Origin of the sequence: Klebsiella pasteurii, assembly GCF_018139045.1 — a bacterium.
Lineage (GTDB): Bacteria > Pseudomonadota > Gammaproteobacteria > Enterobacterales > Enterobacteriaceae > Klebsiella > Klebsiella grimontii.
On the sequence record NZ_CP073236.1, the window covers coordinates 3,817,426 to 3,830,063 of the forward strand.

Consider the following 12,638-nt stretch of genomic DNA (forward strand, 5'->3'; position numbering starts at 1 on the left):
GCCGGTAGCCCGGACAGGCGCCTCAGGCGCCGCCTCCGGGAAGGCCCGCCTGCATAAACCACATCTTCAGTAGCCGCTCAAAGCCGAGTATGCAGTAGCCGAAGAATGGATTGCTCCAGTAAATATCGTCATCAAACTTCTGCGGGTCATGAATGATAAACGCCGTATCCGCCGCCTGCGCCAGCGGGCTTTGATAATCGCCGGTAAAGCAGACCAGGTTAATCTCCTTGCCTTCCAGCGCTTTCACCCAGTTCAGCGCCGAACTGCTGCGTCCGGATTTGGAAATAATCCAGATCGAATCAAATTTGGCGGCGTTCTTCTGCTCGAGGATTTCGTAATCCGGCCACAGCGCCAGGCTGGCATTCACCCCGGTTACCAAAAATTTATTGTAAATATACTGGGCGATCAGCTGCGAAAAGCCGCTGCCGTGAATCAAAATGCGGTGATGTTGCAGGCTTTCCAGCAGCGGAGCTATCCGCTCCGCCGGCTGAATGCTCATATAATCGATGTCGTTGGTCACATCGAGTTTGGGCATAGTGATATTGAATTTAATAAAATAGACCAGCTCCAGCCAGCCGCTGAATTTCAGCTTCTTCGCCAGGCGTACCAGCGAAGAGGGATTACTATAACAGTGCTCCGCCACGGCGCGGATCCCCTCACGAACGCATTGCTCAGGATCGTTCTGAATAAAACGCAGCACGGTCATTTCCGTTTTGCTTAGCTTAACGTCACGAAAGATGTTTTCTAAATCCATACCGGGCTCCTCTCAGCGCTAAACTACGCTATCACCCGGCGGCGCTGGCGTCTGTGGCATTAATCACCAGAATGAAATGAACATTACTTTTTTAGACAAAATGGAATAAAAAAACCCTCCGGTAAAGAGGGTGATGGATTCAGCAACGTCTATCTCTTTTCAGCACTCGTACTCACTGCACAATAACCATTTTTTCGGTTCATCTTCCTGAATCATCGGGAAACGGCCGCTATCTTCCAGAAAACGGTTATCGCGCTTATCATCATTCACCATCGAAATTTCCCAGCCCATCACCAGCGCGTTTTCAGCCCAAAAACGGTGGTACAGCGTAGGCGGCAAGCAAACACCTTGCCCGGGGTTAAGAACCAGGGTTTCTGTCGGTTTCAGCGTGCGCTGGCGGCCATCAACCGCGACGCTCACGCTGCGCTGCATATCCAGCCGTTCATCCTCTGTCGCCCATGCCAGCTGCAGACAGAGCCGGCCGCCGCCGCGGTTCAGAATATCTTCCATTTTGTGATAATGAAAATGCCAGGGGGTTTGCTGATCTTGCTGAATCTGCAACATTTTCTCGGCGTAGGGTTTGGGATAGCGCGAATCGCCCGGCGCGCCATTACGCAGGGTCAACAGCGTCAGTCCGGTTTCCTGAAAACGGCCGCTGCCAAAATCGGTAATATCCCAGCCAAGCTGTAGATCCCGAACTTCTCGCCACTCTTCAATCCGCTTTTTCGCCCAGATATCGGCGGTAAAGCAGGCAAACTCGGGTAAACAAATGCGAAAGGACTCGGCGATAGCGTGCGCTTTATCAATCGCGTAGTTAATCTGTGAACGTTTCATTTTCGACTCCGCTTCGGACGGCCAGCCAGGCTGCGCCGCGCATACCGCTACTGTCGCCATGTCGGGCAGGCACGATGGGGGTGATGAAATGGTCGGTAAACACCAGCGGGGCAACATCCGCCGCCAGGTCGTTCACCAGCAGCGCCACGTTAGACAGACCGCCGCCGAGAACAATCACGCCGGGATCGATAAGATTCACCACCGTCGCCAGCGTCCGCGCCAGCTGCTGGCGAAAGCGCAGCACCTGCTCGCAGGCGGCATGCTCGCCCTCCAGCGCCCGGGCGATAATAGCCTGACTGCTGAGCGCCTCCCGGGTCAGCAAACGATAGCGCGCGCTCAGCCCGGTGCCGGAAATAAAGGACTCGACGCAATTATATTTTCCGCAATAACAGCGCGCGGGCGGCCCATCGTTGACCTCCTGATATCCCGGCAGCGTGATATGCCCGCACTCCGCCGCAATCCCTGACGCGCCGGAGAAAATCTGGCGATTAAGCGCAATACCGCCCCCGCATCCGGTCCCCAGCGTCATGCCAAATACCAGCGAATAATCGGCACCTGCGCCATCGCAGGCCTCTGATAAAGCGAAACAGTTGCCATCGTTCGCCAGCACAACCGGCTGGCCCAGGCGCTGCTCAAGCTCATCCTGTAAGCGGCAGCCGTTGATGACCTGAATATTGGCATTGCGGATCTTGCCGGTCTGCGGGGAGATACTTCCCGGCAGGGCGATACCGATAGCCAAAGGCTGAGCCAGCTCATCACCAATCGCGGTGATTAACGCCACCAGCGTTGCAATAAACTGCTGCCGGGTCTGTTTTCGCGTTTCAACGCGAAAACGCCTCCATTCATGGCCTTGTTCATCCATCACCACGGCGGCGATTTTGCTCCCGCCGATATCCAGCCCCAAATACTTCATACCGGCCTCCTTATTGATAGCGAGGCAGGTTTCCCCGCCCCGCCGGGGGATTAGTACAGGCTGGCCTTGCCGGTGGAGCCAAAGAGCTTCATTTTGTGGCGAATCACCTTCCGCGCGGCGTCAATCGGTTCCGGATAAATGACATTCGGATCCCACCATGTCTCTTTTGTCAGAATTTCGCGCACTTTCTGGAAATAGGCATATTTCATATCGCTGGAAATATTGATTTTGCCAACGCCAAGCGTAACGGATTCCGCAATTTCCGCATCCGGATTAGCCGAGCCGCCGTGCAGCACCAGCGGAATCGACAGACGCCCGGCGATATCGCGCAGAATGTGCATCTGCAGCTCCGGCTGCATCCCCTTCGGATAGATACCGTGTGCGGTGCCAATCGCTACCGCCAGCGTATCTACGCCGGTACGGGCGACGAAATCTTCCGCCTGTGCCGGGTCGGTATAGGTGACTTCTGACACGCCGCCTTCCACGGAAGTCCCGGTCTGGCCGATGGTTCCCAGCTCACCTTCCACCGACACGCCCACCGCGTGCGCCAGCTGCACCACTTCGTGGGTCAGGGCGACGTTTTCTTCATAAGGCAGTAACGAACCATCGATCATGACCGAGGTGAAGCCACACTGAATGGCGCGCAGAACATGTTCCACCGATGCACCATGATCCAGATGCAGGGTGAAAGGCACGCGGCTGCGCTGGGTGATATCCCGCACGTAGCTAAAAAACGCGTCGCCAACAAAATCGTGCTCGCTGGGGTGAATGGAAATAATCGCCGGCGTATTTGTCGCTTCCGCCTCTTCCACCACGGCGCGAATAAAACAGCTATCCGCCACGTTAAATGCGCTGATAGCAAAACCATGTTCACGGGTGGGTTTAAGTAATTCGTGCATTGAAACTAACATCGTTATTCTCCAGTTTCAGGGTGTGGTAAGCCCTGCCAGGGCATACGGGCGCCGGCATGGAAGGCCTTACTGAGATTTAATCAGGCTTTGTTGATTGAGCCGGATGCGCGTAAATAGGGAACGATGGCGTCAGCGCTGGCCTGCTCCATCACCGATAGCGCATCGGCCAGCTCAATGGTGCTGTCGTGGCACAGGGTGTGCAGCAGCGCCGCTTTCCCCGCTTCAAATACCGCCGCCCCAACGTTGATTTTTGCGACCCCGAATTCCGGGCAACGTTGCAGCTGCTCGAACGGCGTACCGCTCCCGCCGTGCAGCGCCAGTGGCACGGATGACGCGCGCTGTATCTGCGCCAGGCGGTCGAAATCGAGCATTGGTTTTACACCGGGAGCGTACATACCGTGGGCGGTTCCCACGGAGACCGCCAGCAGGTCAATCCCGGTCTGTTCGATAAAGGGAGGGACGTCCTCCGGCTGAGTCATTAAATCGGCATTGCTGGCCTGGTCGTAGCGCGGCGCATCCGCCAGGTGCCCCAGTTCGCCCTCCACGCACAGCCCGACGCTGGCGGCCAGTTCAACGACCTCTCGGGTCTGGCGGATGTTCTCCGCCAGCGCGAACGCCGAAGCATCGATCATTAACCCGCTAAATCCGGCGCGGAAAGCCTGACGTATTTTTATCGGGTCTTTACCGTGATCGAGACTTAACGTCACGGGTACGCTCGCTTCCTCCGCCAGTACCCTGACTACCGCCGCCGCCGTGGTCGCCGGAAAGTGCGACAGGTGACCCTGATACAGGTTGAGAATAATCGGCGCGCGATGTTTTTCCGCCACGCGCACCGCCGCGCGTGCGCTTTCCAGGTTCATGCAGTTAATCGCCAGCAGGGCATACCGTTCACGCCAGGCTTTGATCACCATACTTTTCATATCGGCAAACATAGGGCCTCCGTTTATTCGAGGGTAAAGGTGATTTCGTCGTCTTTGACCTTTTGGTCGTTCAGCTCATCAAACTCTTCATCACGCTCGGTAACCGGCTTTTTCCACAGCGAGAGCATCACACCGCAAATCACGGTGCCAATCGCCAGAGAGAGGCAGAACAGCAGGGGATGCGTAAAGAGCGGCACCACGAACATCCCACCGTGCGGCACCGGACTCTCCACGCCCCAGGTCATGATCAGGCCACCGGCCACCGCTGACGCCACCACGCAGGATCCCACGACGCGCAGCAGATCGCGGGCGGCGATGGGGATCACCCCTTCGGTGATCATGCAGATCCCCATCGGGAACGCGGCCTTCAGAGCTTCGCGTTCGGCACGGGTATATTTATGCCGGGTCAGCAGGAACGAGAGGGTGATGCCGAACGGCGGGATGATCGAACCCACAAACTTCACCGCTTCCGGGCCATAAACGCCGCTGACCAGCAGACCATCGGCAAACAGCGACATGGTTTTATTCACCGGGCCGCCAAAGTCGAAGGTCGCCATGGCGCCAAGGATGGCGCCCAGCAGGAAACGCGAGCCGCCCTGCATCGACTCCAGCAGGTGAATCAGCGCTTCTTGCAGCCAGGCAATGGGCTTGCCGATCAGGGTCATCATCAGCAAACCGCTAATGATGGTACTTAATACCGGCAGCACCATAATCGGCATCAGCCCCTGCATCGACTTCGGCAGCCGAATATAGTGCTTCAGCGCCAGTACCGTGTAGCCCACGAGGAAGCCGCCCAGCATGCCGCCAATAAAACCGGTATGAATTTGCCCGCAGACAAAGCCCACGATCAAACCCGGAGCAAATCCAGGACGATCGGCAATGGAGTAAGCGATAGCGGCGCAGATCAAGGGCACAATCAGCCCCATTCCCCAGCCGCCGATTTGGTTTAACATCCACGGAATGGTGCCGGTTTTCTCGCCTACGTTCGTCCCGCCAAGGACTTGTCCCAGCGCGATACAGATCCCGGCGGCGACGATCAGCGGTATCATCCATGAAATACCGGTTAATAGATGCTTCTTAATTTCCTGTGAGACGGGAGTTTTATTCTCACTCATGGTAGATCCCTCCAGATTAAGGATCAGGCATTCGCTAAGGATTTTTCGACCTTTTCGATAAACTGAATCGGCGACTTAATCACGACTTCCGTTTTTACTCTGACAATCCGTTTATTTTTAAAACGCTCTTCGCCTTTGATTTTCACATCAATGGCAAGAATAACGACATCCGCAGCGTCAATATCTTCCGCCGCCAGTTCATTTTCAGTTCCAATGGTTCCCTGAGTTTCGACTTTGACATTATGGCCCAGCGCTCTCGCGCCTTTAATCAGCTTCTCACGTGCAATATAAGTATGAGCAATACCTGCGGTACAGGCAGCAACACAGACAATATTCATCTCGGACTCCGCTAGTTATTGTTAGTAAATGTCCGACTCGGCATATTGGTTAAACAGATCAATAATCCTCTGCGGACTGGTTTCTTTGAGCAGTTGTTCAATAATGTCATCATCCGCCAGCGCTCCAGCGACCTGGGACAACAGGCGAATATGGGTGGTATTTTGATCTTCCAGACGAACGGCAAATAAAATAATGCAGCGTACCTGGCTGCCGTCCAGCGTTTCCCAGGCGATATCCTGCCGGGTGCGGCCAATGGCAAGGGTAGTATTAACAACGGCGGAAGACTTTCCATGCGGGATCGCAATATGATTTTCAAACCCCGTTGAGCCTTCCGACTCACGCTGCCAGACATCCTGAATAAAGGTTTCACGACAGCTTATCGCCCCATCTTTTTGTAATAAGTCGGTTAACTCCTCGATGGCTTCCGCTTTATTCGTAGCGTGCATATCTAACAAAACGCGTTTGGTGTTTAAAATACTGGTTATGTCCATATTCTTTACCTCATGGATATAAAACTTCATTATCTACAGCAGATATTGCCGCACGATGTAATTTGTCGGTAACGATTTTTTCCGTAACCCGTCGGATATCGGCATCATTAAAAAAAGCGCTAACATAGACTACCGGCAAAGCTATTTCTGGCAGATTAATCGTCGAAATAACCAGTTCAATCTTGTCCTGCGGTTGAAGGGTATGCAGACTGCTTGCCGAAACTACGCCGACGATGGTCCAGTCAGGAAACGCTCTCAACACTCTACTTTTCAACAGGTGAGATGTGCCGATTCCGGTAGAACAAACCAGCAGAACGCGCTTGCTGGCGACCTGTCTTTCCATCGCCGCCTGGAAATGAACGGTGAGATAGCCAATCTCGTCGTCGGAAACCGCATGCTCGCCCCAGCAGCTAAAAACCTGATTGACCGCCCGTTGGGTGAGCGGCCACACGTCCGTCAGCTCGCCCTTGATATCCTCCAGCAGAGGGTTACGAATATAAATCCGAAAATTTAGGCGATTAATGAGCGGCTTAATATGAATGAGCAGACCATCGTATAACACGCGATCGGCGGTTAAATCGAGATCAATCATGGTGGAAAAAGCGCTAATCAGGCGATCGGTAATTTGTCGGGCCTCATCGCTAGAATGCATATAGCGCGCCATACTGACGTCATCACGCTCTTCCACCACAACGCCAGATGAGATGATGTACTGATAAATAAACCAGACTTCATCTTCCGGCAGCGAATGATCAATACGGTGTTCAATTTTTCGCAGCATATTCTGGGCAACGCTAAATATCGTCTCATCAAAAATCTGCTGCCCCTGTTCACGCCGCGGTAAGGCATTCCCACGGGTAATGCGATACATCATAATCAGGATATGGGTAAAAATATTCACATAATACGGTTCGCCTAATGACCAGCACAGCTTGCGCTCCATTTCCTGTAATAATGACTGAACAAATAAAACGTCATCCTCACCAAAATAATGCACCAGCGCTTTATAGCTTCCTGAGTCCAGTCGGGAATGGATAATACAACCGGGCTCATTATGATTAATCACCCCATTAATTAATGACGCCATCGCCTGACGGACGCTGTTTTCGCTACCTTCAATATGCGTCCCGCTCTGGCTACGAATCAGCGCTAAGCCGAGCGGAGCAATCCATGATTCAATAATTTTCAGGTCATTAACGATAGAAGCGCTACTGATAAAATAACGCTCAGAGAGCTTATTTATTGATGTCTCCCGCGGCGTCTCACTTAACAGCTGCGAAGCAATTTTCACGCGCCGGGAGTTATTCATCATGACATCGCTGTCCTCCCCCTCGTTACCGAGTAATTGGTCTAATTGCAGCAGGTCCGCGACATTATCAGCGATCAGCATCACGCCGGTACCTGAGCGTTTATCGATAGTCATTTTCCACTCAGATAACCACTGTTCTAAAAAGCGTAAATCACGCTGAACCGTTTTTTCTGAAACATTTAAATATTCAGCAATTTTCATCAGCGTAACGTATTCTCTGCGGGGCAGGAGAAATTTCAATAATCTGTTCTGTCGTGAGGTAATCATTTGCATTATTTACCCTTTTTGCATACCAGATTAATGCCTGGAGGCCAGCGCGATACCACGCGAGCGCTACATAAATCATTGAGGATAAATATAAGTAGCTGAGGCGTAAACAACAATACTAAATTTTGTCCAGACATCCGGACAGAAATAAAACGAAGAAAGGGATTAGGGAATAATTATAATTCAGATCACATTTCAGGAAGAAATATACGTGATAGCGATCTCAATTCATCATAAGAATATATCCGGACCGCCTTTAGCCTGACAGCATTCCCGGAGCCGGTGCTTGATGCGCCTTGTCCGGGCTACCGGCGTGCAGACGATGGGGAGCCTGTAAACCCGCTAAGCGCTGCGCGAGCCGGGGAAAAGCGGAGGTTAGATTGCGCGTTGTTTCCCCGGAGGCGGCGCTTGACGCGCCTTGTCCGGGCTACCGGCGTGCAGACGATGGGGAGCCTGTAAACCCGCTAAGCGCTGCGCGAGCCGGGGAAAAGCGGAGGTTAGATTGCGCGTTGTTTCCCCGGAGGCGGCGCTTGACGCGCCTTGTCCGGGCTACTGGCCCGCAGACGATGGGGAGCCTGTAGCCCGGCTAAGCGTAGCGCGAGCCGGGGAAAAGCGGAGGCTGCATTGCGCGTTGTTTCCCCGGAGGCGGCGCTTGACGCGCCTTGTCCGGGCTACTGGCCCGCAGCCGATGGGGTGCCTGTAGCCCGGCTAAGCGTAGCGCGAGCCGGGGAAAAGCGGAGGCTGCATTGCGCCTCTAACCCCGGAGGCGGCGCCTGATGCGCCTGTCCGGCTACAAAGCGCTTACAGCGTAATCGTCAACGCATTGTCCTGCGCGGTCACCACCACGCCCAGCTCGCTACCCGCCTGCGCGCCGCCCTGCACGCCGGCAACGTGCTGGATATTGCGCAGGCATAGCGTCCAGCCGCCGGCCTCGCCGTCACCGCTGACGGTGATGACATTGCCCTGGCGTTTTGCCGTCAGGGTAAAGACCACCGACCCGTCCGCGGCTGGCACCTGGCAGACGGCTTCGCGACCATCGTCGAGGCTAAACAGCTGGAAGGCGGTACCTTCGTTCCACGCGTAGTCTGGCTTCTGGTCATTGTTACCCAATGCCAGCAGAGTGTTATCACGCACGTACACCGGCAGGCTCAGCACATCGTGATTCTGCTTATGCCAGCGGCTACCCTGTGCTTCATCATTACGCCACAGATGAGTCCAGCGGCCTTCCGGCAGCCAGAACTGCACGTCTCCCGCTTCGCTAAACACCGGCGCCACCAGCACCGAATCCCCCAGCATGTACTGCCGATCCAGATAGTCGCAGGCCGGGTCGTGCGGGAACTCCAGCATCATCGAACGCAGCATCGGCGTACCGAACTCATTGGCCAGCGCCGCCTGCCGGTACAGATACGGCATCATGCGGCATTTCAGCTGCGTGAAGTGGCGCACCACGTCGCAGGACTCGTCATCGTAGGCCCACGGCACGCGATAGGATTTGCTGCCGTGCAGCCGGCTGTGGCTCGACAGCAGGCCGAAGGCGCACCAGCGCTTGTAGACGTGGGCGGGCGCGGTGTTTTCGAAGCCGCCGATATCGTGGCTCCAGAACCCAAAGCCGGACATGCCGATCGACAGGCCGCCGCGCAGGCTTTCCGCCATCGATTCATAGTTGGCGTAGCAGTCGCCGCCCCAGTGCACCGGGAACTGCTGCGCGCCCACCGAGGCGGAGCGCGCGAACAGCACCGCTTCTTTCTCGCCGACGGTCTCTTTCAGCACGTTCCACACCAGCTCGTTATAGATGAAGGCGTAGTAGTTGTGCATTTTTTGCGGATCGGAACCATCAAACCACTGCACGTCGGTCGGGATACGCTCGCCGAAGTCGGTCTTGAAGCAGTCAACGCCCATCGCTACCAGGTCTTTCAGCTTGTCGGCATACCACTGGCAGGCTTGCGGATTAGTGAAGTCATAAATCGCCAGGCCCGGCTGCCATTTATCCCACTGCCACAGCGAACCGTCCGGGCGTTTCAGCAGATAGCCTTTCTCCTGCAGCTCTTTAAACACCGGCGAACGCTGGCCGATATAGGGGTTAATCCACACGCAGACCTTCAGCCCTTTCTCTTTCAGGCGCTTAATCATGCCTTCCGGGTCCGGGAAGGTCACCGGATCCCATTCAAAATCGCACCACTGGAAAGCCTTCATCCAGAAGCAGTCAAAGTGGAACACGTGCAGCGGCAGGTTGCGCTCCGCCATGCCGTCGATAAAGCGGTTAACCGTCGCTTCATCGTAGTTGGTCGTGAACGAGGTGGTCAGCCACAGGCCAAAAGACCAGGCCGGCGGCAGCGCCGGACGCCCGGTAAACCGGGTATAGCGGTTCAGCACCTCTTTCGGGGTCGGGCCATCGATCACGAAGTACTCCAGGTATTCACCTTCGACGCTGAACTGCACCTTAGAGACTTTCTCGGAGCCGATTTCGAAAGAGACGCGCTCCGGATGATTAACCAGCACGCCGTAGCCGCGGTTAGTCAGATAGAACGGGATATTTTTGTACGACTGTTCGGTGCTGGTGCCGCCGTCTTCGTTCCAGGTGTCGACCGTCTGACCGTTGCGCACCAGCGCGGTAAAGCGCTCGCCGAGGCCGTAAACGGTGTCGCCGACGCCGAGATCCAGGCGCTCGAACATATAGTTGCGGTTGGTTTTCGTATCCTGCACGTAGCCGTCGTTTTTCAGCTGGCTACCGGTAATCCGCACGCCGTCGCGCAGGAAATCCAACGACCAGAAGTCGCCTTTCGTGACGCGTGCGGTCAAATTGCCGCTCTTCAGCTCGGCAAATTCAGCGCCGTTGTGAATCTCCACCTTCACATCTTTTACAACGTTCAGCGGATAATGCGGGCCGTTGTTCAGCGCGCCCTGAAAGTGCTCCATGCGTACGCCGATCACCCCTTCCTGCGGAGAGAAGAAGCGCACGGTAAAGAGCGGAACGTCCAGTTGGGCGGCGCGCTCGCGCACTTCGCGCGACGCGACATAGACCACCATGTCGTTACCCTGTTGCTCAACCTCGTATACTTGTACGGGTTGGATCAGATTGAGTCCGGGTTGGACAAGCCAGTTTCCATCACTGATTTTCATCAATATCTTCCTTTTAGTTTTGCCATTCTTTGCCGATCGGCGCTGAAGTGAAGTCGTGTTCGTTGCGCCGTGCCCCCTGAGCCAGCTCCGTCATCATCTTTTTCAGGAACGGCGTTTTCAGGGTGTAGTAGCGTTTAGCAATGACCGCGCTCAGCAGATAGCAGACCGCCGGAGCGAGGGTAAATAATGAGATAATGATGGTGATAGTGGCGCTGTTCTGGGTTTTGGCCGCAGCATCGTAACCGCCGCCTGCCAGCATCCAGCCAATCAGCGCGCCGCCCAGCGCCAGGCCCAGCTTGAGCACGAACAGGGTGCCCGCAAAGCTGATGCCGGTCAGGCGTTTGCCGTTACACCATTCGCCGTAGTCGACGGTGTCGGACATCATCACCCACTGAATCGGCGTCACCAGCTGGTGCAGCACGCCAATCACGAAGATAAAGGCGAACATGGTGATTTCGGCGTCCATCGGCACGAAGAACATTGCCACGCTCAGCGCCGCAAGCAGAGCATTGGTCCACCAGAAGACGCTGACTTTGCATTTCCAGTCGGTGAGCGGCTTCGCCAGCGCCGAGCCAATCAGGTTGCCGACGCAGTAGGTGGTGAGAAAGGCGGTGAACAGACCCGCAGATCCCATGATCCAGGTGGTGTAGTACATCATCGCGCCGCCGCGAACGCAGACCGCGAGGATGTTGAGGATGGTCAGCAGACCAACGACACGCCACTGATCGTTGCGCCAGATATCGCGCAGGTCTTCCCGCATTGAGGTTGAGCTCGGCGGCGCTTCGACGCGCTCTTTGGTGGTGAAGAAGCAAAACGCCAGCATCAGGAACGCGATCGCCGAGAGCACCGCGATGCCGCCCTGGAAACCAAAGGCTTTGTCTTCGCCACCGATAAAGTTCACCAGCGGCATCATCAGCACGGTGGAGAGCATGCCGCCCGCCGTCGCCAGCACAAAGCGCCAGGACTGCAGGGAGATGCGCTGCGTTGGGTTGTCGGTGATAACCCCGCCCAGCGCGCAGTACGGGATGTTAACAACGGTGTAGAGCAGGGTCAGCAGCGTGTAGGTGACCGCGGCGTAAATCAGCTTGCCGTTATGACTCAGGTCCGGCGAGCTGTAGGCCAGTACGCAGACGAGGCCGAACGGAATCGCGCCGAACAGGATCCACGGGCGGAATTTCCCCCAGCGACTGCGGGTACGGTCGGCCAGCAGCCCCATGCAGGGGTCGGATATCGCATCCAGCGCGCGGGCCAGCAGGAACATGGTGCCGACATAGCCGGCAGGAATACCAAAAATATCGGTATAGAAAAACATCATATACAACATGACGTTATCAAAAATGATGTGGCTTGCGGCATCGCCCATGCCGTAGCCAATCTTCTCTTTGACGGACAAAATATGATCTTTCATCGCACACTCTTCTCTCAGCGCTGCCGCGGGTTGGTACCGGTTACATGCTTTGTAAACCATCCGCGCAGTAAGATGAATTGCGATATCTCATATTCAAATTACGTTTCTTGTTTTATGTGATCCCGGTAGCCTGAAAGAGTGTTTAAAAGTGTAAGCCACGGATTTTGCAAGGAATTGTTTAAGAAGGTTCTGTAAAGTCCAGTTTTAACAGTAAAAAAGTGCGTTTGGGTATGTGGTTAATGCAGGAAAGTAGCTAT

General features: G+C 55.1%; 11 protein-coding genes. All 11 read right to left on the reverse strand.

Going from position 1 to position 12,638, the window contains the following annotated elements:
• Positions 1 to 22 precede the first annotated feature (22 nt).
• A complete protein-coding gene (locus tag KCG39_RS17935; RefSeq protein WP_004126732.1) occupies positions 23 to 754 on the reverse strand; it encodes a MurR/RpiR family transcriptional regulator in 732 nt (243 codons plus the stop codon).
• A 159-nt stretch (positions 755 to 913) separates the two neighbouring features.
• Positions 914 to 1,588: a D-lyxose/D-mannose family sugar isomerase gene (locus tag KCG39_RS17940; protein ID WP_049113012.1), complete on the reverse strand. Its 675-nt coding sequence runs from the start codon at positions 1,586 to 1,588 to the stop codon at positions 914 to 916.
• Positions 1,569 to 2,501, reverse strand: coding sequence for an ROK family protein (locus KCG39_RS17945; RefSeq protein WP_123828643.1), 933 nt, complete (start codon positions 2,499 to 2,501; stop codon positions 1,569 to 1,571). The genes KCG39_RS17940 and KCG39_RS17945 overlap by 20 nt, the downstream gene beginning before the upstream one ends.
• Before the next feature lie 50 nt (positions 2,502 to 2,551).
• Entirely contained in the window at positions 2,552 to 3,412 is an 861-nt protein-coding gene (locus KCG39_RS17950; RefSeq protein ID WP_211811440.1) for a ketose-bisphosphate aldolase, read from the reverse strand.
• 80 nt (positions 3,413 to 3,492) lie between these two features.
• A complete protein-coding gene (locus KCG39_RS17955) occupies positions 3,493 to 4,344 on the reverse strand; it encodes a class II fructose-bisphosphate aldolase (protein WP_004126737.1) in 852 nt (283 codons plus the stop codon).
• Positions 4,345 to 4,355: 11 nt separating this feature from the next.
• Positions 4,356 to 5,447 carry a PTS fructose transporter subunit IIC gene (locus KCG39_RS17960; RefSeq protein WP_004126739.1) on the reverse strand — a complete coding sequence of 364 codons (1,092 nt, stop codon included), beginning with the start codon at positions 5,445 to 5,447 and terminating at the stop codon, positions 4,356 to 4,358.
• Positions 5,448 to 5,470: 23 nt separating this feature from the next.
• Complete coding sequence (locus tag KCG39_RS17965) at positions 5,471 to 5,785, reverse strand: PTS fructose transporter subunit IIB (RefSeq protein ID WP_087828387.1); 315 nt, start codon at positions 5,783 to 5,785, stop codon at positions 5,471 to 5,473.
• 21 nt (positions 5,786 to 5,806) lie between these two features.
• On the reverse strand, positions 5,807 to 6,277 hold the full coding sequence (locus tag KCG39_RS17970; RefSeq protein ID WP_142468061.1) for a PTS sugar transporter subunit IIA: 471 nt from the start codon (positions 6,275 to 6,277) through the stop codon (positions 5,807 to 5,809).
• Positions 6,278 to 6,287: 10 nt separating this feature from the next.
• Complete coding sequence (locus KCG39_RS17975; protein WP_142468060.1) at positions 6,288 to 7,859, reverse strand: BglG family transcription antiterminator; 1,572 nt, start codon at positions 7,857 to 7,859, stop codon at positions 6,288 to 6,290.
• 795 nt (positions 7,860 to 8,654) lie between these two features.
• Entirely contained in the window at positions 8,655 to 10,973 is a 2,319-nt protein-coding gene (gene yicI / locus KCG39_RS17980) for an alpha-xylosidase (RefSeq protein WP_142468059.1), read from the reverse strand.
• A 13-nt stretch (positions 10,974 to 10,986) separates the two neighbouring features.
• On the reverse strand, positions 10,987 to 12,381 hold the full coding sequence (locus KCG39_RS17985) for a glycoside-pentoside-hexuronide family transporter (RefSeq protein WP_004126747.1): 1,395 nt from the start codon (positions 12,379 to 12,381) through the stop codon (positions 10,987 to 10,989).
• Positions 12,382 to 12,638 lie beyond the last annotated feature (257 nt).

Coding starts and splice junctions, on each gene's coding strand:
- KCG39_RS17970 (WP_142468061.1), bottom strand. CDS start 6,277: ATGGACATAACCAGTATTTTAAACACCAAACGCGTTTTGTTAGATATG.
- KCG39_RS17960 (WP_004126739.1), bottom strand. CDS start 5,447: ATGAGTGAGAATAAAACTCCCGTCTCACAGGAAATTAAGAAGCATCTA.
- KCG39_RS17965 (WP_087828387.1), bottom strand. CDS start 5,785: ATGAATATTGTCTGTGTTGCTGCCTGTACCGCAGGTATTGCTCATACT.
- KCG39_RS17985 (WP_004126747.1), bottom strand. CDS start 12,381: ATGAAAGATCATATTTTGTCCGTCAAAGAGAAGATTGGCTACGGCATG.
- yicI (WP_142468059.1), bottom strand. CDS start 10,973: ATGAAAATCAGTGATGGAAACTGGCTTGTCCAACCCGGACTCAATCTG.
- KCG39_RS17940 (WP_049113012.1), bottom strand. CDS start 1,588: ATGAAACGTTCACAGATTAACTACGCGATTGATAAAGCGCACGCTATC.
- KCG39_RS17950 (WP_211811440.1), bottom strand. CDS start 3,412: ATGTTAGTTTCAATGCACGAATTACTTAAACCCACCCGTGAACATGGT.
- KCG39_RS17975 (WP_142468060.1), bottom strand. CDS start 7,859: ATGCAAATGATTACCTCACGACAGAACAGATTATTGAAATTTCTCCTG.
- KCG39_RS17955 (WP_004126737.1), bottom strand. CDS start 4,344: ATGTTTGCCGATATGAAAAGTATGGTGATCAAAGCCTGGCGTGAACGG.
- KCG39_RS17945 (WP_123828643.1), bottom strand. CDS start 2,501: ATGAAGTATTTGGGGCTGGATATCGGCGGGAGCAAAATCGCCGCCGTG.
- KCG39_RS17935 (WP_004126732.1), bottom strand. CDS start 754: ATGGATTTAGAAAACATCTTTCGTGACGTTAAGCTAAGCAAAACGGAA.